Genomic DNA, 18,533 nt, shown 5'->3' on the forward strand with positions numbered 1-18,533 from the left:
ACGCACGGGCCGCGGTGAACTGGGCGCCGAGGTCGTCGCGGTCGAGCCGGACGGGGCGATGCCGGCCGAGCTGCGCGGCACGCTGCCGACCGTCCGGGCCCTGTGGCGCGCCGTGACGGTCGCCACGAGCGCCTGGGCCGCCTTCCTGGAGCTGCCCCGCGCTTAATTGCGTGGACGGGACGGCATCGCGGCGCCTACAGTCGACCGCGAACCGTGACGCACGCCCAGGAGGTGGGACCCATGACAGCAGTACGCACGTGGGTGCTCTCCTCCTTCTCACGGGCCGGCCACTGACATAGGTCGCCGGGAGCGCCCGTACTGGGCGATTCCGAGAGGCAGAGACCTATGGACACGACAGAGATCACGCGCGTCGCCGACGGGCACTGGCACGCGCTGGAGGACGATCAGGTGGTCGGCCGGGGCGAGACCTGGCGCAGGCACGACGGCCGGATCTTCCTGAGCATCGACTCCTGGCACGACACGGCGTTCGACCAGCTCGCGGCGGCGATGCTGGCGGATCTGCCGAGGCCGCTGTACACGATGGTCGACACGGCCGACCCCGCGCTGACGTCCCAGTGGGACCGGGCGGGATTCACCCCCGCGCGCACCGAGTTCGTCTACCGGGTGCCCACCGACCCGCAGCTCACCGGCCTCGGCTCGGCGCGCCCGCCCGAGGGCGTGACGATCCTCCCCCTCGGCGCGGCGGAGAAGGACCCCCTGCGTGAGCTGGACCGTACGGTCCGGGCCGAGGTCGGGGCCGGTCTCGGCTGGCGGGAGATGCCGGCGGAGGTGCTGCCGCGTCTCGACGACGCCACCGTGGTCGACCCGACGAAGTACGCGGTGGCCGTCGAGGGCGGCCGGTACGTGGGGCTGACGCGGGTGGCGCCGGTTCCCCGGCAGCCGAGGATCGGGCTCATCGCCGTACGGGAGGACCGGCAGCGGCGCGGGATCGCGCGGGCGCTCCTGGCCGACGTACTGGGCACGCTGCACGCCTCGGGCGTCCCGGCTGCGACGGCCGAGGTCGGCGAGGCGAACGCGCGGGCCGTCACACTGTTCACCACCATCGGCGCGGAACGCGTCGGAACCAATCTGGAGGTCGTACTTCACTGATGCCGAAGACAAACCCGGGTATCGAGATCGAGGGCACCGTCACCGAGTGCCTACGCAACGCCAGCTTTCAGGTCGAGCTCACCAACGGGCACAAGGTGCTCGCCCACATCAGCGGCAAGATCCGGAAGAACTACATCAAGATCCTTCCGTTCGACCGCGTCCTGGTGGAGCTCAGCCCCTACGACCTGACGCGCGGCCGGATCCTCTACCGGTACCGCAACTGACCCGACCCGGCGCTCACTTGCGCCAGAACAGGTGATGCACCACGTCGCCGCCCGGACTCGGCACCACGTCCAGGTGGAACCGGTCGCGCAGCTCGTCCGGCGATTCCCACAGGCGGGATCCCGAGCCGAGCCGCACGCCCGTCGAGACCGCCACGTGCAGGGTGTCGACGAGGTCGGCGTCGAGGAACCGGCGGATGGTCGTGGCGCCGCCGCCGAGCCTGACGTCCTTGCCCCGGGCCGCCTCGCGCGCCTGGGCGAGGACGGTCGCCGGGTCGGCGTCGGCGAAGTGGAACGTGGTGTCGGAGAGGGTGATCGAGGGGCGGGGGTGGTGGGTCATCACGAACACCGGCGTATGGAACGGCGGTTCGTCACCCCACCAGCCCTGCCACTCGAGATCCTCCCAGGCCCCCTTCTGCGGGCCGAACTTGCCGCGGCCCATGATCTCGGCGCCGATGTTGCGGGCGTAGTCCCGGACCAGGTAGTCGTCGATGCCGCGGCTGCCGCCCGGTTCGCTGCGCATCAGCCAGCTGGCGGTCTCCCCGCACCAGGCCATGAGGACGCGCGGATCGGCATGCCCGAACGGCCGCTCGAAGCTCTGCCCCTCCCCCGCGCCGAAGCCGTCGCCGGACACATTGAAGTTCTGGACACGCAGCAGTTGGTCGGTCATGGAGACAGACTCTGCCGGACCGGAGGACGCATCGCACCTCCACGCGCCGCGTGTCCCGTGGCATGCTGCGACGCATGATCGAACGCTGGACACAGGCCACCGTCCACCCCGACATGTGGGTCGACCCGGACGACGACCCGCGCGACAGCGACGACGCTCCGGAGGGCGAACGGGCGACGCTGGACGACTTCCTGACGGGCTATCGCCTCACCCTGCGGATGAAGTGCGAGGGCCTGGACCCGGAGCAGCTGGCCACCCGGTCGGTCCCGCCGTCGACGATGTCCCTGCTCGGTCTGATCCGGCACCTGGCCGAGGTGGAGCGGGACTGGCGCACCTGGCTGACCCTGGACGAGCCGCTGCCGAAGCTCTACGGCCCCAAGGATGCGGACTTCCACGGAGCCGTACCCGAACAGGCCGTGGTCGACGCCGCGTACGCCGACCTGGAGCGCGAGCAGGCGGAGACGGACGCGGCGCTGGCCGAGTTCAGGGACCTGGGCGAGCGTGTGGGCAGGGACCAGGTCGCGATCCGGGAACTGCTGGTCCACCGCATCGACGAGTACGCCCGCCACAGCGGCCACGCGGATCTTCTGCGCGAGCGGATCGACGGCCGGGTGGGCCAGTAGCGGCGCGCTACTTGCAGCCCTGGCGGGAATCGCCTGTCCGAGCTGGTCGTTCAGCTCGCGCCTCATGCTCGCCGGGGCCCGTGTGTTCGGCCTGCTGTTCGTCCATGGCGCGTGGCGCCTGTACCGGAAGTCCGTCAAGAAGCGCGGCCACCGCGTCCTCGCCGCCGTCACCACCGGCCATCGCGTCTGAGCGCTTCTCGCGACAGCGGGCGACGGCCCAGGCGACCGCCGAGACCGGCACGGCCGACCAGAGGACTGTCCAGACCACGGGCCACCACGCGGGAAGGTGCGCGGAGACGGTCACGTCGAGCGCCGAGACCACCATGGCCGCACCCAGGCTCGTGCAGAGCAACCGGCCGGTGACGCGGGTCCCGCGGCTGCCGCGGAGAGTGGGGTGATCGGTGTGCACAGGTGCTCCTGCGTTCAGCGCCGCGACAAGGGGCGGCGGGGCGAGGGCCTGGCGAGGTGGGGCACGCACGGCTGGGACCTGCGTGGGGCAGGCGAACAGGTGGTGGGGCGGAGTCAGTGTGCGCGTCGGGGCGTGATCCGGCCAGCAGGTTCTACGCGCGTGCCAGAGCCGGGAGTCAACTTTGCCCATCGCCCCAACTGGGGCACGGTCGGGCAAACCAGGGCGTCATCACGGGCAAAGAGCATATATACCCGGTCTGGACCTGACGCGATCTGAACCCTCACCCGACTCTTTTCGCCTCGCCAGTCGCGGAGTTGAGCATTTCCGGCCACATTTTGCAGCCACTTCTCCAAGTTGCATGATGGAAACTGTTGCTTGAGGCGAATAAAAGCGGGCATCGGGGGCGATTGACCCCTGATGCGGAGGGGCTTGTTCTCACCCGTGTGGGGCCCGCCTTCAGGGGGAGGGCGGCGTAGTCCGCGACGGAGGTTCGGGGTTCGCACCCACTCCTTTGTCCCGTCCGTGGCGAAAGAGCACCCGGAGTGCGTCCCAACTCTTCCGGGAGCAGACCAAGGCCGCTAGCTTCCTGTGATGAACCCGTCAACTCCATGAGAGGGCCGGGTCTCAGTGGCGCAACGGCGCGCGCCGAGTTCTCCCTCTGCACGTCCTGCTCAGGCCGTTCAAGCCTTCACCTTCCTACGGGAGGCACCCGTGCGCAGACGCATGCCCGGATCCACGAGAGCTCCACGCCCCAGACCCCGCCACCGACTCCTCGCGCTGTTCGGCTCGGCCCTCCTCGCCGCCGGCGCACTGACCCCGGTCGCGGTGGCCGCAGAGCCCGAACAGGCGGCGGCAGCCGAGGAGTTCCAGCAGGTCACCCTGGCCAAGGGGGTGGCCGAGACCGGCGAGCCCATGACCATGGCCGTCCTGCCGGACCGTTCGGTCCTGCACACCTCACGCGACGGAACGCTGCGGCTGACCGACGCCGCCGGCACCACCAAGGTGTCCGGAAAGCTCGACGTCTACAGCCACGACGAGGAGGGCCTGCAAGGGGTCGGCATCGACCCCGGCTTCTCCGCCAACCGCTTCGTGTTCCTGTACTACGCACCGAAGTCGAGTACGCCCGGCGGCGACGCTCCGGCCGACGGCACCGCAGCCGACTTCGCCCCCTTCGACGGTGTCAACCGGCTGTCCCGCTTCGTCCTCAAGCAGGACGGCACCCTCGACCTGGCCAGCGAGAAGAAGATCCTCGACGTCGCCGCATCCCGCGGTATCTGCTGCCACGTCGGCGGCGACATCGACTTCGACAGAGCCGGCAACCTCTACCTCTCCACGGGCGACGACTCCAATCCGTTCGCCTCGGACGGCTACACGCCGATCGACGAGCGCGCCTCGCGCAACCCTGCGTACGACGCCCAGCGCAGTGCGGGCAACACCAACGACCTGCGCGGCAAGATCCTGCGCATCAAGGTCCAAGCGGACGGCTCGTACACGAACCCGTCGGGCAACCTCTTCGCCCCGGGCACCGCCAGGACGCGCCCCGAGATCTACGCGATGGGCTTCCGCAACCCGTTCCGGATGAGCGTCGACAAGACCACCGGGATCGTCTACGTGGGCGACTACGGCCCCGACGCCGGAACCGCGAACGCCGGCCGGGGCCCCGCGGGCCAGGTCGAGTTCGCCCGGATCACCAAGGCCGGCAACTTCGGCTGGCCGTACTGCACCGGCAAGAACGACGCCTACGTCGACTACGACTTCGCCGCCGGCACGTCCGGCGCCAGGTTCGACTGCGCCGCCCCCAAGAACAACTCCCCGCGCAACACCGGACTCACCGACCTGCCCCCGGCACAGGCCGCCTGGATCCCGTACGACGGCGGCTCGGTGCCCGAGTTCGGCTCCGGCTCCGAGTCCCCGATGGGCGGACCCGTCTACCGCTACGACGCCGCGTCGACCTCCGACGTGAAGTTCCCCGAGTCCTACGACGGGGACTTCTTCGCCGGAGAGTTCGGCCGCCGGTGGATCAAGCGCATCGAGCAGGCCGGAGACGGCACCGTGCAGTCCGTCAACGCCTTCCCGTGGAGCGGCACGCAGGTGATGGACATGGCCTTCGGACCGGACGGCGCGCTCTACGTCCTGGACTACGGCACGGGCTACTTCAACGGTGACGCCAACTCCGCCCTGTACCGCATCGAGCACGTCACCGGCGGGCACGCCCCGGTGGCGCAGGCGAAGGCGAACGTCACCTCGGGCAAGGCGCCGCTCGCCGTCGCCTTCTCCTCCGCGGGCACCTCCGACGCCGACGGCGACGCGCTCACGTACGCGTGGACGTTCGGCGACGGCGGGACCTCCACGGCGGCCAACCCCTCGCACACGTACACCGCGAACGGCCAGTACACGGCGACGCTGAAGGCGACGGACGCGACCGGCAAGTCGGCCACCGCGTCGGTGCAGATCACCGTCGGGAACACGGCGCCGACGGTCAAGGTCGAACTGCCGTTGAACGGCGCGATACACGACTTCGGCGACGCGATCCCGTACCGGGTGACGGTGACCGATCCCGAGGACGGCACGATCGACTGCGCGAAGGTCAAGGTCACCTTCATCGTCGGCCACGACAGCCACGGCCACCCGCAGACCTCGACGACCGGCTGCTCCGGCACCCTGCAGACCCTGGCCGACGGCGAGCACGACCCCAACGCCAACATCTTCGGCGTCGTCGACGCGGAGTACACCGACAAGGGCGCGAACGGCCAGCCCGCGCTGACCTCCCACGACCAGCGCATCGTCCAGCCGAGCCACCGCCAGGGCGAGCACTACTCCGCGTCCTCGGGGGTCCAGGTCGTCAGCCACACCCCGGCGCACGGCGGCAGGACGGTCGGCCACATCGAGAACGGCGACTGGATCTCCTTCACCCCGTACGCCCTGGCCAATGCCACCAGGTTCACCGCGAGGGTGTCCTCGGCCGGCACCGGCGGCACGATCGAGGTCCGGGCGGGCTCGGCCACCGGGACGCTGCTCGGCACGGCCGCCGTGCCGGTGACCGGCGACTGGGAGACCTTCCAGGACGTGACCGCCGGCCTGAGCAACCAGCCGGCGGCCTCCACGACCCTGTACCTCGTCTTCAAGGGCGGCTCCGGTTCACTGTTCGACGTCGACGAGTTCTCCTTCACGAAGGGAGCCGCCCCTCGTACGGGGCCGGTGAAGGGGGTGAACGGCAAGTGCCTGGACGTACGGGGCGCCGCGACCGCGGACGGTACGCAGATCCAGATCTACACGTGCAACACGTCAGGGGCGCAGCAGTGGACGGTGGCCGCTGACCAGACGTTGCGGGCCCTGGGCAAATGCCTGGACATCTCCGGCGGTGGGAGCGCGGACGGGACGAAGGTCCAGCTGTACGCGTGCAACGGCTCGGGCGCGCAGAAGTGGGTGGCGCAGTCGGACGGCACGGTCCGCAATCCCCAGTCGGCCAAGTGCCTGGACGCCTCCGGCGGTACGTGGAACGACAGCACACCGGTCCACCTGTGGACCTGCCACGGCGAGGCCAACCAGCGCTGGACGCTGCCCTAACGCGACGGAGGTGCACCCCATCATGCGTACCAGACGTACCAGACCTGCCGCACGACCACGTTTCCTCAGCCGGACCGCGGCAAGGACCCTGCTCGCCCTGTGCGCGGGCTCGGCTCTGCTCCTGAGCCCGCAGGCCGTGGCGCAACCCGCCGAACGGACGGCCGCGGCCGCCGCCGATCCGGCGTACAAGGTGCTCGTCTTCTCCAAGACGGCGGGCTTCAGGCACTCGTCGATCGACGAGGGCATCACGGCGCTGCGCGGACTCGGCGCGGCGAACAACTTCACCGTCGACGCGACCGAGAACGCGACGGCCTTCACGACGGGCAACCTCGGCCAGTACAAGACGGTCGTGTTCCTCTCGACGACCGGAGACGTGCTCGACGGCGCGCAGCAGACCGCGTTCGAGGGCTACATCAAGGGCGGCGGCGGTTACGTGGGCGTCCACGCCGCCGCCGACACCGAGTACGACTGGACCTTCTACGAGGGTCTCGCCGGGGCGCTGTTCCAGTCGCATCCGGCGATCCAGTCCGCGACGGTCAAGGTGGAGGACCGCGCGCACGACGCCACGGCCCATCTGCCGACGACGTGGCAGCGTACGGACGAGTGGTACAACTACCGCACCAATCCCCGCACGTCGGCCCATGTGCTGGCCTCGCTCGACGAGTCCAGCTACTCCGGCGGCGCAATGTCGGGCGACCATCCGATCGCCTGGTGCAAGGACTACCAGGGCGGCCGTGCCTTCTACACCGGGAGCGGTCACACCGAGGAGTCGTACACGGACCCCGCCTTCACCCGGCACCTGCTCGGCGGGATCCGCTGGGCCGCCGGCATGACCGAGGCGGACTGCCGGCCGGAGACCGGCTACACCCCACTGTTCGACGGCTCTTCCACCACCGGCTGGAAGCAGGCGGGACCGGGCGGCTTCACCCTGGCCGACGGGTCCCTGACCTCGTACGACGGTCTGGGCATGCTCTGGTACCAGGCGAAGGAGTTCACCGGCGACTACAGCCTCAAGCTGGACTGGCGGATGGCCGGCGACGACAACTCCGGTGTGTTCGTGGGCTTTCCGGCCTCCGACGACCCGTGGTCGGCGGTGAACAACGGCTACGAGATCCAGATCGACGCGACGGACTCGGCCGACCGCACCACGGGATCGGTCTACGGCTTCAAGTCGGCCGATCTCGCGGCACGCGACGCCGCGCTGAACCCGCCGGGCGAGTGGAACACCTACGAGCTCCGTGTCACCGGCGAGCGGCTGGAGATCTTCCTGAACGGCCGGAAGATCAACGACTTCACCAACACCGATCCCGCCCGCAGCCTGAAGCAGGGCTACATCGGCCTCCAGAACCACGGGACCGGCGACGACGTGGCGTTCCGCAACGTTCGCGTCAAGACATCGGGCACACCGCCCTCCACCCCTCGTACGGGGCTGGTGAAGGGGGTGAACGGCAAGTGTCTGGACGTGCGGGGCGCGGCGACCGCGGACGGTACGCAGATCCAGATCTACACGTGCAACACGTCGGGGGCGCAGCAGTGGACGGTGGCCGCTGACCAGACGTTGCGGGCCCTGGGCAAATGCCTCGACATCTCCGGCGGTGGGAACGCGGACGGGACGAAGGTCCAGCTCTACGCGTGCAACGGCTCGGGCGCCCAGAAGTGGGTGGCGCAGTCCGACGGCACCGTCCGCAATCCGCAGTCGGCCAAGTGCCTGGACGCCTCGGGCGGTACGTGGAACGACAGCACACCGGTCCACCTGTGGACCTGCCACACCGGCCCCAACCAGAAGTGGACCCTTCCGTAGCCGGGAAAGGGCCTAGGTGAAACCGGCGCGCTCGACGGCGCGTCGGTTTCTCCGCGGTCGGTTCTCGGTTGACCGAAACCGTACGTCCCGCCAAGCCTTCTGGCGCATCTACGCGTTGACCGCGTCGCTCTGTGACGCTTGCATGTCGGTGGTTCTCCGTACGGGGTACCGAGGCGCAAGGTGTCTGGGGGAGACATGCGAGGAAGCAGCAAGCGGGTTGCAGGCAGACGCGGGCGGGTCGCCCTGAGCGCGGCGGCCGTGGTCTGTGTGATCACGGCGGCCCTGCCCGGAGCGGCCTGGGCCGGGACCTCCGACGGTGCCGACGCCCGCGCCGTCGGCGTCGAGAGGCTCAGCGTCGCGGCCGACGGCACCCAGGCCAACGACGATTCCACCGACGTGTCGATCACACCGGCCGGCGACCGCGTCGTCTTCGCCTCGTTCGCGAACAACCTCACCCCGGGCAACACGGGCAGGAACGACCGGGTGTTCGTCCGCGATCTGACGACGGGGGAGAACCGGCAGTTCGGCGGGCCGGCGATGGCGCCGCCCATGCTCAGCAGCGACGGGCAGGTCCTCGCCTATCTGGCACCCAGGTTCGACTCGACGGCCCTGTACCAGAACCATCTGAGCCTGGGCTGGTCGTCCGCCTACACCTGTTCGCTCCTGACCTGCGAGGCGTCCATGGGCGCGAGCGAAAGCCATCAGGCGTTCACTGTCCGCTTCAGGTACCCGGAGCAGAATCAGCGCGTCGAGGTCCGCAGACCGGACACCGGCGAACTGCAGACCGTCGACGTCATCCACAACACCGCACCGATCCGGCCGTCCCTCAGCGGTGACGGGACCCGTCTCGCCTACCAGGACGGCGGAGAGCAGGACATCCTCCTGTGGGACTGGGCCGACAACAGCGTCGCCTACCCGATCGAGGGCCCGGACAGGGCGGCCGAACTCGTCCAGCTCAGTGACGACGGCAGCAAGATCGTCTACCTCTCGGGCCCGGACACGTACGTCCACGACGTCGCCTCCGGCACCACCCAGCAGGTATCGGGCGTGAAGGGCGTCGCCATCGACCCCACCGGCCGCTACCTTCTGCACACTCCGTCCGGTACGACCGGGCCGGCCCCGCTGACGCTGCGCGACCTGCAGACGGGCGCCGACGAGACCGTCACCGACGGCCCCGCCACGGCCGTGATCGACTCGGTCAGCGCCGGCGGACGCAGTGTGGTCTTCCGGTCCACGGCCGAGGACCTCGTCCCCGACGACACCAACGGCAAGGCGGACGTCTTCCTCCGCACCCTCCGCTGACGGCCCCGGCCGCCCACCGGAGACGCGAAAGGGCCGCGCCCCGGGCGAACCCGGGACGCGGCCCCAACTACTGCACCCTGTCGCTTAGTTGCGGATCAGGTTGCGCAGCACGTACTGCATGATGCCGCCGTTGCGGTAGTAGTCCGCCTCGCCGGGGGTGTCGATGCGGACGACCGCGTCGAACTCCACGCCGGTGTCGGTCGTGACCTTCACCGTGCTCGGGGTCGAGCCGTTGTTCAGCTCCTCGACGCCGGTGAAGGAGAAGGTCTCCTCGCCGGTCAGGCCGAGGGAGTCGGCGTTCTGGCCCTCCGGGAACTGGAGCGGCAGGACGCCCATGCCGATGAGGTTCGAGCGGTGGATGCGCTCGTACGACTCGGTGATGACGGCCTTGACGCCGAGGAGCGCGGTGCCCTTGGCGGCCCAGTCGCGGGACGAGCCGGAGCCGTACTCCTTGCCGCCCAGGATGACCAGCGGGGTGCCCTGGTCGATGTAGTTGCGCGAGGCGTCGTAGATGAACGAGACCGGCGCGTCGGCCTGGGTGAAGTCGCGGGTGTAGCCGCCCTCGGTGCCCGGCGCGAGCTGGTTGCGCAGGCGGATGTTGGCGAACGTGCCGCGGATCATGACCTCGTGGTTGCCTCGGCGCGAGCCGTAGGAGTTGAAGTCACGACGCTCCACACCGTGCTCGGTGAGGTACTTGCCGGCCGGGGTGTCGGCCTTGATGGCACCGGCCGGGGAGATGTGGTCGGTGGTGACCGAGTCGCCCAGCTTGGCCAGGACGCGGGCGCCCGTGATGTCCGAGACCGGGGTGGTCTCCATCGTCATGCCCTCGAAGTACGGGGGCTTGCGGACGTAGGTGGACTCGGTGTCCCACTCGAAGGTGTTGCCGGTCGGGATCGGCAGCGCCTGCCACTGGGCGTCGCCCGCGAAGACGTCGGAGTAGGACTTGTTGAACATGTCCTCGCCGATCGAGTTGGCGACGACGTCGTTGACCTCGGCCTCGGTCGGCCAGATGTCGGCCAGGTGGACGGGCTTGCCGTCCTGGTCGACGCCGAGCGCGTCCTTGGTGATGTCGACCTTCATCGAACCGGCGATGGCGTACGCGACGACCAGCGGCGGGGACGCCAGGTAGTTCATCTTGACGTCGGGGTTGATGCGGCCCTCGAAGTTCCGGTTGCCGGAGAGGACCGAGGTGACGGCGAGGTCGTGGTCGTTGACGGCCTTCGAGACCTCCTCGGGCAGCGGGCCCGAGTTGCCGATGCAGGTGGTGCAGCCGTAACCGACGAGGTTGAAGCCGACCTTGTCCAGGTACGGGGTGAGACCCGACTTGTCGAAGTAGTCGGTGACGACCTTCGAGCCCGGGGCGAGGGTGGTCTTGACCCACGGCTTGCGGGTCAGGCCCTTCTCGACGGCCTTCTTCGCGACGAGGGCCGCGGCCACCATCACGTACGGGTTCGAGGTGTTGGTGCAGGAGGTGATCGCGGCGACGGTGACGGCGCCGTGGTCCAGCTCGTACGTGGTGCCGTCGGGGGCGGTCACGGTGACCGGGTTCGACGGGACGCCGTTGGTGTGCGCCGGGGCGTCGGACGCCGGGAACGACTCCTTGCCGGCCTCCTCATCGTCGGCGACGTAGTTGCGCACGTCGACGGCGAACTGCTGCGAGGCGTTCGCGAGGACGATGCGGTCCTGCGGGCGCTTCGGGCCGGCGATCGAGGGGACGACCGTGGAGAGGTCGAGCTCCAGCTTCTCCGAGAAGTCGGGCTCGGCGGCCGGGTCGAGCCAGAGGCCCTGCTCCTTGGCGTACGCCTCGACGAGCGCGACCTGCTGGGCGTCGCGGCCGGTCAGGCGCAGGTAGTTCAGGGTCTCGTCGTCGATCGGGAAGATCGCGGCGGTGGAGCCGAACTCCGGCGACATGTTGCCGATGGTGGCGCGGTTGGCCAGCGAGGTGGCGGCGACGCCCTCACCGTAGAACTCGACGAACTTGCCGACGACGCCGTGCTTGCGCAGCATCTCGGTGATCGTGAGCACGAGGTCGGTGGCGGTGGTGCCGGCCGGGAGCTCGCCGGTCAGCTTGAAGCCGACGACGCGCGGGATCAGCATGGAGACCGGCTGGCCGAGCATGGCGGCCTCGGCCTCGATGCCGCCGACGCCCCAGCCGAGCACGCCCAGGCCGTTGACCATCGTGGTGTGCGAGTCGGTGCCGACCAGGGTGTCCGGGTAGGCCTGGCCGTTGCGAACCATGACCGTGCGGGCCAGCTTCTCGATGTTGACCTGGTGCACGATGCCGGTGCCCGGCGGGACGACCTTGAAGTCGTCGAACGCGGTCTGGCCCCAGCGCAGGAACTGGTAGCGCTCGCGGTTGCGGCCGTACTCCAGCTCGACGTTCTGGCCGAAGGCGTCCTTCGTGCCGAACTTGTCGGCGATGACGGAGTGGTCGATGACCAGCTCGGCCGGGGAGAGCGGGTTGACCTTCGCCGGGTCGCCGCCGAGCTCCTTGACGGCCTCACGCATGGTCGCGAGGTCCACGACACAGGGCACGCCGGTGAAGTCCTGCATGATCACGCGGGCCGGCGTGAACTGGATCTCCTGCGAGGGCTGCGCCTGGGAGTCCCAGTTGCCGAGCGCACGGATGTGGTCGGCGGTGATGTTCGCGCCGTCCTCGGTGCGGAGCAGGTTCTCCAGAAGGACCTTGAGGCTGTAGGGAAGGCGAGCAGAGCCCTCGACCTTGTCCAGCCTGAAGATCTCGTACGACTCGTCGCCCACGCTGAGCGTGCTGCGGGCGTCGAAGCTGTTCGCCGACACGACAGTCTCCTTCATATATGTGCGCGTTCCACCGCATCCTGCCGCCACGCCAGGTCGCCCATCCGCTAAGGTAAGGCTAAGTTAGGTAACCCTTACCGTCGGACTCGGCAGCGGCGCGGGGCTGCGTGCGCCTCGGCAGATATCTCGATGTCGAGATAACTCTAATACATCACCCGTCGGTGCCATCAAGCGGTGCCGCGCGGGGCTCACTGCTGCGCGTACCCGCGCACGGCCCTTCCATCGTCGTACGGGGTCCGGACCTCCACCAGCGCTGGCCGTACCGGCCTCCGAGGATTTACTAAGGCAGCCTTATCAATTAGCCTTAATGTATGAACCACGAGCCGGACCCCGAGCCGGACCCCGAGGCGATCGCCGCCGCCCTGCTCGCGAGCGTCAGCACGCTGGTGCGGCGTGTGCGGCAGACGCCCGTGGAGAGCGGGCTGACCATGCCGCAGCGCACCGCACTGTCCCGCCTGGACCGGCTGGGTCCCACCACCTCGTCGGCGCTCGCCCGCGAGGTGCAGATCACGGCGCAGGCCATGGGGGCGACGCTCGGCGTGCTGCGCGAGCGCGGCCTCGTCGAGCGCAGCCCGGACCCGGACGACGGGCGCCGGATGGTGCTCTCCGTGACGGACGCCGGGCGCCGGGCGTTGCGGGACAAGCGCAACGAGCGGGTCGAGATGCTCGCCCGGGCGCTGGGCTCCGACGCGTTCACCCCGGAGGAACGGGCCCGGCTCGGCGCGGTGGCGCCGCTGGTCGAGCGGCTGGCCCGGCGCATCTGAGATCCCGGAGACCTTAGGCCTCCCCCTTTCCCCATCCCTTCCCTCTCCCCCGCCGTCCCGGCATCGTCGGATCCCCAGGAGTCATCGGCACCATGGCACTCAGCACCATCGACCCCACCCCCGCGCTCGTCGTGATCGACCTCCAGAAGGGCATCGTCCCGGCCGGGTCCCCCTTCGCCCCCGTCGTGGAGCGGTCGGCCCGGCTCGCGGACGCCTTCCGGCGGCACGGTCTGCCGGTGATCCTCGTCAACGTCACCGGCGTCGCGCCCGGCCGCACCGAGACCGCGCGGCACCGGACCGGCACAACCCTGCCCGACGGCTTCGCCGACCTCGTGGACGAACTGGGCGCGCAGCCCGGCGACTTCACCGTCAGCAAGCGGCGGCGCAGCGCGTTCCACGACACCGGGCTCGACGCCCTGCTGCGGGACCACGGCGTCACCCAGGTCGTGCTGACCGGCGTCGCGACCGGTTCGGGCGTCGAGTCGACCGCGCGCTCGGCCGTCGACCACGGCTACCACGTCGTGCTCGCCACCGACGCGATGGACGACCCGGACGCAGCCGTCCACGAGCACAGCGTGCGGCGCGTCTTCCCCAAGCTGGGCGAGACCGCGACCACGCAGGAGATCATCGACATGATGGGGGCGACCCGATGACGCTGCTCGGCACACTCCTGAAGAACCGCAAGGCGGACGAGGCCCACTCCGCCTGGCACCGGCCCACCCTCCGGGCCCCGGAGAATCTCACCCTCACCAGCCGGGACTTCACCGACGGCGCCCCCATGCCGGCCCGGCAGGCGGCGAGGAACACCGGCGGCGAGGACGTCTCGCCGCACCTGACCTGGACCGCCCCGCCCGCCGGGACGGCGCAGCTCCTGCTCGTCATGGAGGACCTGGACGTCCCGCTGCCCCGGCCCATCACGCACTGCGTCGCGCTGATCGACCCGTCCCGCACCGAGCTGGAGCCCGGCGCGCTGGACGCCCGGCAGCCGGTGCCCGGGGTGCGGCCGCTGCGCGCGAGCATCGGGCGGGGCTATCACGGCCCCGGGCCGATCAAGGGGCACGGTCCGCACCGGTACGTGTTCCAGCTGTACGCGCTGTCGGCTCCGCTCGGCGACGCGGCGGGCGGGGCCCGGCCGGGGGCGCTCCTGTCGTCGATCGCCGCGCCGCTCCTCGGGCGGGGGCGGCTGACCGGCACGTACGAGCGTCGCTAGGCCGGGACCGGGCCCCTCCGCACCGGCCACGGCCCCGGTCCGATAGCGTCCCGCAATGGCCAGTGACCTTCGTCTCACCGTGCTCGGCAGCGCCACTCCGTACCCGGATGCGGGCAATCCGTGCTCCGGGTATCTCGTCGAGGGCGGCGGGGCCAGACTCTGGGTGGATGCCGGGAGCGGGACGCTCGGGGCGCTGCAACGGCACGCCCGGCTCGACGAGATCGACGCCGTGTGGATCTCCCATCTGCACGCCGACCACTGCGCCGATCTGCTCACCGCCTTCTACGGGCTGCTCTACGCGGACGTGCGCCGCGAGCGGCCGCTGCCGCTGTACGGGCCGCCGGGGATCGCCGACCGGCTCGCGGACTTCCTCACCTCGGGCGACCGGCGCAGTCCCGTCGAGGACGCCTTCGAGATACGGGAGCTGTCGGACGGGCACGGTGCCCGGATCGGCGCCCTCGATCTGGCCGCGCGCGAAGTGGCGCACGGGATGCCCGCGTTCGCGCTGCGCGTGGAGCACGAGGGGCACTCGCTGGTCTACTCGGGCGACAGCGCGCCCTGCCCGGCCCTGACCGAGCTCGCGACCGGGTGCGGAACCCTGCTGTGCGAGGCGGACGGCGACTCGGCGGACGGGGTGCACCACGCACCGGAAGACGCCGGGAAGACGGCCGCCGCGGCCGGCGCCGGGCGGCTGATCGTGACGCACGTGGGGCGCGGGATCGCTCCGGGGGACGCGGTGACGCGTGCGGCCACGACGTTCCCGGGGCCGGTGGCGTGGGCGGCGCCGGGCGCGGTGTTTCCCCTCGGCTGACGTCTGATCAAGGGGCGGGCGGGTATCCGGACGGCACCAGCCGGAAGGAGACCCGCCCATGCCCCTCACATTCCGCAAGAGTTTCCGCATCCTGCCCGGGGTGCGGCTCAACATCAACCGCAAGTCCTGGTCGATCACGACCGGCGGCAAGAACGGGCCGCGCCACACCCACAGCAGCACCGGCCGCCGCACGACGTCCATGGACCTCCCCGGCCCGTTCGGCTGGCGGAAGACGACCACCAAGCGCAGCAGGGGCCACTGACACCCAGTCACTCCGATGGACCCCCCGAAATGCGTCATCTCATATCTGAGATAACGTGCACCTCATGGCAGACGACTACCTCGTACGCATCGGCAAGCTCATCCGCGACGCCCGCCAGCACAGGGGCTGGACGCAGGCGCAGCTCGCCGAGGCGCTCGGCACCAGCCAGAGCGCCGTCAACCGGATCGAGCGCGGCAACCAGAACATCAGTCTTGAGATGATCGCCCGGATCGGCGAAGCCCTCGACAGCGAGATCGTGTCCCTCGGCTACGCGGGCCCGATGCATCTGCGGGTCGTCGGCGGGCGCCGTCTGTCCGGCTCGATCGACGTCAAGACGAGCAAGAACGCGTGCGTGGCGCTGCTCTGCGCGTCGCTGCTGAACGACGGGCGCACGGTGCTGCGCCGCGTGGCCCGGATCGAGGAGGTCTACCGGCTCCTCGAGGTCCTCAACTCCATCGGCGTGCGCACCCGTTGGATCAACGACGGCGTCGACCTGGAGATCGTGCCGCCGGCCGACCTGGACATGGACGCCATCGACGCGACGGCGGCCCGCCGCACGCGCTCGATCATCATGTTCCTGGGCCCGCTGCTGCACCGCATGGACCGCTTCAAGCTGCCGTACGCGGGCGGTTGCGACCTCGGCACCCGCACGATCGAGCCGCACATGATCGCGCTGCGCCGGTTCGGCCTGGACATCGCGGCGACCGAGGGGCTGTACCACGCCCAGGTGGAGCGGGACGTCACCCCGGACCGTCCGATCGTGCTGACCGAGCGCGGCGACACGGTGACGGAGAACGCGCTGCTGGCGGCGGCCCGCCACGACGGCCGGACCGTCATCCGCAACGCGTCGTCGAACTACATGGTCCAGGACCTGTGCTTCTTCCTGGAGGCCCTGGGCGTCAAGGTCGAGGGCATCGGCACCACGACCCTGACCGTGCACGGCGTGCCGCACATCGACGTGGACGTCGACTACTCGCCGTCCGAGGACCCGGTCGAGGCGATGAGCCTGCTGGCCGCCGCGGTCGTCACGGAGTCCGAACTCACCGTCAAGCGCGTGCCGATCGAGTTCCTGGAGATCGAGCTGGCCGTGCTGGAGGAGATGGGGCTCGACCACGACCGCTCGGCCGAGTACGTCGCCGACAACGGGCGCACGCGCCTGGTGGACCTCACGGTCCGGCCCTCCAAGCTGGAGGCGCCGATCGACAAGATCCACCCGATGCCGTTCCCGGGCCTGAACATCGACAACGTGCCGTTCTTCGCGGCGATCGCGGCGTCGGCCCAGGGCAAGACCCTCATCCACGACTGGGTCTACGACAACCGCGCGATCTACCTCACGGACCTCAACCGCCTCGGCGGCCGCCTCCAGCTCCTCGACCCGCACCGGGTCCTGGTGGAGGGCCCGACCCGCTGGCGCGCGGCGGAGATGATGTGCCCGCCGGCCCTGCGCCCCGCCGTGGTCGTCCTGCTGGCGATGATGGCGGCCGAGGGCACCTCGGTGCTGCGCAACGTGTACGTGATCAACCGCGGTTACGAGGAGCTGGCGGAGCGGCTCAACTCCGTGGGCGCGCAGATCGAGACGTTCCGGGACATCTGAGCGGGTGCGCGGCGGCCCCTCCGGAGGGGCCGCCGCGCGTCGTGCGGGGCTACTTCCGGACCGGGCACACCCCCGGGGTGGCGACCGTGTTGTAGAGCGGTGCGGCCTGGGCCGTCACGTTGACGGTGCCGAGCTGCTTGAGGATCTCGTCGGAGAGCAGGTCCTGCTGGCCCTTGAGGGCGTCGGCGACCACGGTGTCCTTCGGGAACACCATCTCCGCGGCGATGTTGTCCTGCACGATGCGGGCGAGGTTGTCGAGCGCGGTGAAGACCGGGTCGGCCGGGGGCTCCAGGCCGGGCAGGTCGATCAGGTGGGTGGCGACCTTCGCCGCGTTCATGCAGTCCTTGATGATGATGGTGTTCTGGTTGAGCACGCTGGTGGTCCACTGCGAGATCACCACGCAGTAGAGGTCCGCCCACGCCGCCTCGCCGACCTTGGCGCGCCAGGTCTTCATGATGTCCTGCACGCCCTTGATCTGGGCCTGCGAGGCGTGCTCCATGTTGGTGCGGATGGCCGGGTAGACGCTGCCGGAGAACTCCTCGAAGGACGCCATGTCGAAGCGCCTGGCGGCGACGGACGTCTTGATGAAGGCGAGGGCGCCGTCGAGGATCGTGGCGCAGGACGTCTGGAGCGCGGCCGGCAGTCCGGCGGCGGGCAGGTTCTGGCGGGCCGTGGAGAGCTTGGCGGCGTAGGCCTTGAGGGGCTCGATCCACGCGGTGGACGTGTCGTCGTTGTACGCGACCATCATCAGGTCGTGCGGGTCGATGCGGTCCGCGTTCGCCAGGTTGGGGATCTTGTCGGCGAGGTAGGACGCGATCACCGAGAAGACGCCGAGCGGGGTGTGGGCGATGGACTTCGCCAGCTCGAAGGTCTGCGGGACGGGGTTGGCGGACTCCTGTCCGGCCTTGGTCACGAGGGTGAAGCGGCCGCCCTTGGCGTCGTTCTGGACGACGACCACCGGAGCGAGGTGCTTGACCAACTCGGCTTTGAGTGTGGCGTAGTTGGCGCGCATGCCCGCGTTCACGGCGAACATCGACTCGCGCGCCTGTGTCTGGGTGACCGCCGCCGCGGTCACGGTGTCCGCGGCACTCGGGGTCGCCGAGTAGCCGAGCAGGGCCGCGGTTCCGACACCGGTGGCGCCACCTATAAAACCTCTGCGCGTAGCCATCTTCGTTTTCTCCATCGGGATTTCGAGAGCTGTCGATCGGTCATGGGGGGGAACCTTCGGTTGGGGGGATGGGGGGATGTGGGGGGGCGCAGGGGCGGGCGGGGAAGGACCCCCGCCGCCGCGGGCGAGCTGTTCTCCCGGCACGCGGTCACTCAAGTGGCTCTCGTCTTCTGCCTGTTCACCCTCGCCTCGGCGGCGGTGTAC

Annotated in this window: 16 protein-coding genes and 1 pseudogene; 13 read left to right on the top strand and 4 right to left on the bottom strand. The window is 70.0% G+C overall.

The window, feature by feature from the left end; all coding sequences use genetic code 11:
- Nucleotides 1-345 precede the first annotated feature (345 nt).
- Both ABZ930_RS15780 and infA read left to right on the top strand, forming a co-directional pair.
- Nucleotides 346-1,110, top strand: coding sequence for a GNAT family N-acetyltransferase (locus tag ABZ930_RS15780; protein WP_361547536.1), 765 nt, complete (start codon nucleotides 346-348; stop codon nucleotides 1,108-1,110).
- Nucleotides 1,110-1,334 carry a translation initiation factor IF-1 gene (gene infA, locus ABZ930_RS15785; protein ID WP_111662430.1) on the top strand — a complete coding sequence of 75 codons (225 nt, stop codon included), beginning with the start codon at nucleotides 1,110-1,112 and terminating at the stop codon, nucleotides 1,332-1,334. The genes ABZ930_RS15780 and infA overlap by 1 nt, the downstream gene beginning before the upstream one ends.
- A 13-nt stretch (nucleotides 1,335-1,347) precedes the next feature.
- On the opposite strand, the gene ABZ930_RS15790 is transcribed toward infA, so the two are convergent.
- The gene (locus ABZ930_RS15790; protein ID WP_361547541.1) at nucleotides 1,348-2,001 is read right to left on the bottom strand and encodes a dihydrofolate reductase family protein; all 654 of its coding nucleotides are present in this window, start codon (nucleotides 1,999-2,001) and stop codon (nucleotides 1,348-1,350) included.
- A 74-nt stretch (nucleotides 2,002-2,075) separates the two neighbouring features.
- Here ABZ930_RS15790 and ABZ930_RS15795 point away from each other — a divergent pair, with 74 nt between their 5' ends.
- Nucleotides 2,076-2,624 (top strand): DinB family protein, encoded by a 549-nt coding sequence (locus tag ABZ930_RS15795; protein WP_361547544.1) that lies wholly within the window; start codon nucleotides 2,076-2,078, stop codon nucleotides 2,622-2,624.
- Nucleotides 2,625-2,631: 7 nt separating this feature from the next.
- On the opposite strand, the gene ABZ930_RS15800 is transcribed toward ABZ930_RS15795, so the two are convergent.
- Entirely contained in the window at nucleotides 2,632-3,033 is a 402-nt protein-coding gene (locus ABZ930_RS15800; RefSeq protein ID WP_361547547.1) for a hypothetical protein, read from the bottom strand.
- A gap of 723 nt (nucleotides 3,034-3,756) precedes the next feature.
- Between ABZ930_RS15800 and ABZ930_RS15805 the strand changes: the two genes are divergently transcribed.
- The 3 genes from ABZ930_RS15805 (at nucleotide 3,757) to ABZ930_RS15815 (ending at nucleotide 9,703) form a co-directional block, all read left to right on the top strand.
- Entirely contained in the window at nucleotides 3,757-6,600 is a 2,844-nt protein-coding gene (locus ABZ930_RS15805) for a PQQ-dependent sugar dehydrogenase (protein WP_361547589.1), read from the top strand.
- A gap of 22 nt (nucleotides 6,601-6,622) precedes the next feature.
- On the top strand, nucleotides 6,623-8,401 hold the full coding sequence (locus ABZ930_RS15810; protein ID WP_361547550.1) for a ThuA domain-containing protein: 1,779 nt from the start codon (nucleotides 6,623-6,625) through the stop codon (nucleotides 8,399-8,401).
- Between the two features lie 195 nt (nucleotides 8,402-8,596).
- A complete protein-coding gene (locus ABZ930_RS15815) occupies nucleotides 8,597-9,703 on the top strand; it encodes a hypothetical protein (RefSeq protein WP_361547553.1) in 1,107 nt (368 codons plus the stop codon).
- Between the two features lie 84 nt (nucleotides 9,704-9,787).
- Here the strand turns inward: ABZ930_RS15815 and acnA are convergent, their stop codons facing one another.
- Nucleotides 9,788-12,502: an aconitate hydratase AcnA gene (gene acnA, locus ABZ930_RS15820; RefSeq protein ID WP_361547556.1), complete on the bottom strand. Its 2,715-nt coding sequence runs from the start codon at nucleotides 12,500-12,502 to the stop codon at nucleotides 9,788-9,790.
- Nucleotides 12,503-12,831: 329 nt separating this feature from the next.
- Between acnA and ABZ930_RS15825 the strand changes: the two genes are divergently transcribed.
- The 6 genes from ABZ930_RS15825 to ABZ930_RS15850 all read left to right on the top strand — a co-directional run bounded on the left by ABZ930_RS15825 (nucleotide 12,832) and on the right by ABZ930_RS15850 (nucleotide 17,161).
- Nucleotides 12,832-13,284, top strand: a complete 453-nt coding sequence (locus ABZ930_RS15825; RefSeq protein WP_361547559.1) for a MarR family transcriptional regulator — start codon at nucleotides 12,832-12,834, stop codon at nucleotides 13,282-13,284.
- A 92-nt stretch (nucleotides 13,285-13,376) separates the two neighbouring features.
- Complete coding sequence (locus ABZ930_RS15830) at nucleotides 13,377-13,937, top strand: isochorismatase family protein (RefSeq protein WP_361547562.1); 561 nt, start codon at nucleotides 13,377-13,379, stop codon at nucleotides 13,935-13,937.
- On the top strand, nucleotides 13,934-14,494 hold the full coding sequence (locus ABZ930_RS15835) for a YbhB/YbcL family Raf kinase inhibitor-like protein (RefSeq protein WP_361547565.1): 561 nt from the start codon (nucleotides 13,934-13,936) through the stop codon (nucleotides 14,492-14,494). Before ABZ930_RS15830 ends, ABZ930_RS15835 begins: the two co-directional genes overlap by 4 nt.
- 55 nt (nucleotides 14,495-14,549) lie before the next feature.
- Nucleotides 14,550-15,305, top strand: a complete 756-nt coding sequence (locus ABZ930_RS15840) for an MBL fold metallo-hydrolase (protein WP_361547568.1) — start codon at nucleotides 14,550-14,552, stop codon at nucleotides 15,303-15,305.
- A gap of 58 nt (nucleotides 15,306-15,363) precedes the next feature.
- Nucleotides 15,364-15,567: a DUF4236 domain-containing protein gene (locus tag ABZ930_RS15845; RefSeq protein ID WP_361547571.1), complete on the top strand. Its 204-nt coding sequence runs from the start codon at nucleotides 15,364-15,366 to the stop codon at nucleotides 15,565-15,567.
- Between the two features lie 64 nt (nucleotides 15,568-15,631).
- Nucleotides 15,632-17,161: a UDP-N-acetylglucosamine 1-carboxyvinyltransferase gene (locus ABZ930_RS15850; protein ID WP_361547574.1), complete on the top strand. Its 1,530-nt coding sequence runs from the start codon at nucleotides 15,632-15,634 to the stop codon at nucleotides 17,159-17,161.
- 49 nt (nucleotides 17,162-17,210) lie between these two features.
- On the opposite strand, the gene ABZ930_RS15855 is transcribed toward ABZ930_RS15850, so the two are convergent.
- Entirely contained in the window at nucleotides 17,211-18,329 is a 1,119-nt protein-coding gene (locus ABZ930_RS15855; protein ID WP_361547577.1) for a hypothetical protein, read from the bottom strand.
- Nucleotides 18,330-18,440: 111 nt separating this feature from the next.
- Between ABZ930_RS15855 and ABZ930_RS15860 the strand changes: the two are divergent.
- Nucleotides 18,441-18,533 (top strand): annotated as a pseudogene (locus tag ABZ930_RS15860) (decaprenyl-phosphate phosphoribosyltransferase); the annotation flags it as partial.

This window comes from Streptomyces sp. NPDC046716, assembly GCF_040645755.1.
Lineage (GTDB): Bacteria > Actinomycetota > Actinomycetes > Streptomycetales > Streptomycetaceae > Streptomyces.

Bases quoted from the DNA above. Each gene is read 5' to 3' on its own strand.
- ABZ930_RS15815 (WP_361547553.1), top strand. From the start codon at position 8,597: ATGCGAGGAAGCAGCAAGCGGGTTGCAGGCAGACGCGGGCGGGTCGCC.
- ABZ930_RS15810 (WP_361547550.1), top strand. From the start codon at position 6,623: ATGCGTACCAGACGTACCAGACCTGCCGCACGACCACGTTTCCTCAGC.
- ABZ930_RS15845 (WP_361547571.1), top strand. From the start codon at position 15,364: ATGCCCCTCACATTCCGCAAGAGTTTCCGCATCCTGCCCGGGGTGCGG.
- ABZ930_RS15835 (WP_361547565.1), top strand. From the start codon at position 13,934: ATGACGCTGCTCGGCACACTCCTGAAGAACCGCAAGGCGGACGAGGCC.
- ABZ930_RS15825 (WP_361547559.1), top strand. From the start codon at position 12,832: ATGAACCACGAGCCGGACCCCGAGCCGGACCCCGAGGCGATCGCCGCC.
- ABZ930_RS15795 (WP_361547544.1), top strand. From the start codon at position 2,076: ATGATCGAACGCTGGACACAGGCCACCGTCCACCCCGACATGTGGGTC.
- ABZ930_RS15840 (WP_361547568.1), top strand. From the start codon at position 14,550: ATGGCCAGTGACCTTCGTCTCACCGTGCTCGGCAGCGCCACTCCGTAC.
- infA (WP_111662430.1), top strand. From the start codon at position 1,110: ATGCCGAAGACAAACCCGGGTATCGAGATCGAGGGCACCGTCACCGAG.
- ABZ930_RS15805 (WP_361547589.1), top strand. From the start codon at position 3,757: ATGCCCGGATCCACGAGAGCTCCACGCCCCAGACCCCGCCACCGACTC.
- ABZ930_RS15830 (WP_361547562.1), top strand. From the start codon at position 13,377: ATGGCACTCAGCACCATCGACCCCACCCCCGCGCTCGTCGTGATCGAC.
- ABZ930_RS15855 (WP_361547577.1), bottom strand. From the start codon at position 18,329: ATGGCTACGCGCAGAGGTTTTATAGGTGGCGCCACCGGTGTCGGAACC.
- ABZ930_RS15780 (WP_361547536.1), top strand. From the start codon at position 346: ATGGACACGACAGAGATCACGCGCGTCGCCGACGGGCACTGGCACGCG.
- ABZ930_RS15790 (WP_361547541.1), bottom strand. From the start codon at position 2,001: ATGACCGACCAACTGCTGCGTGTCCAGAACTTCAATGTGTCCGGCGAC.
- ABZ930_RS15850 (WP_361547574.1), top strand. From the start codon at position 15,632: ATGGCAGACGACTACCTCGTACGCATCGGCAAGCTCATCCGCGACGCC.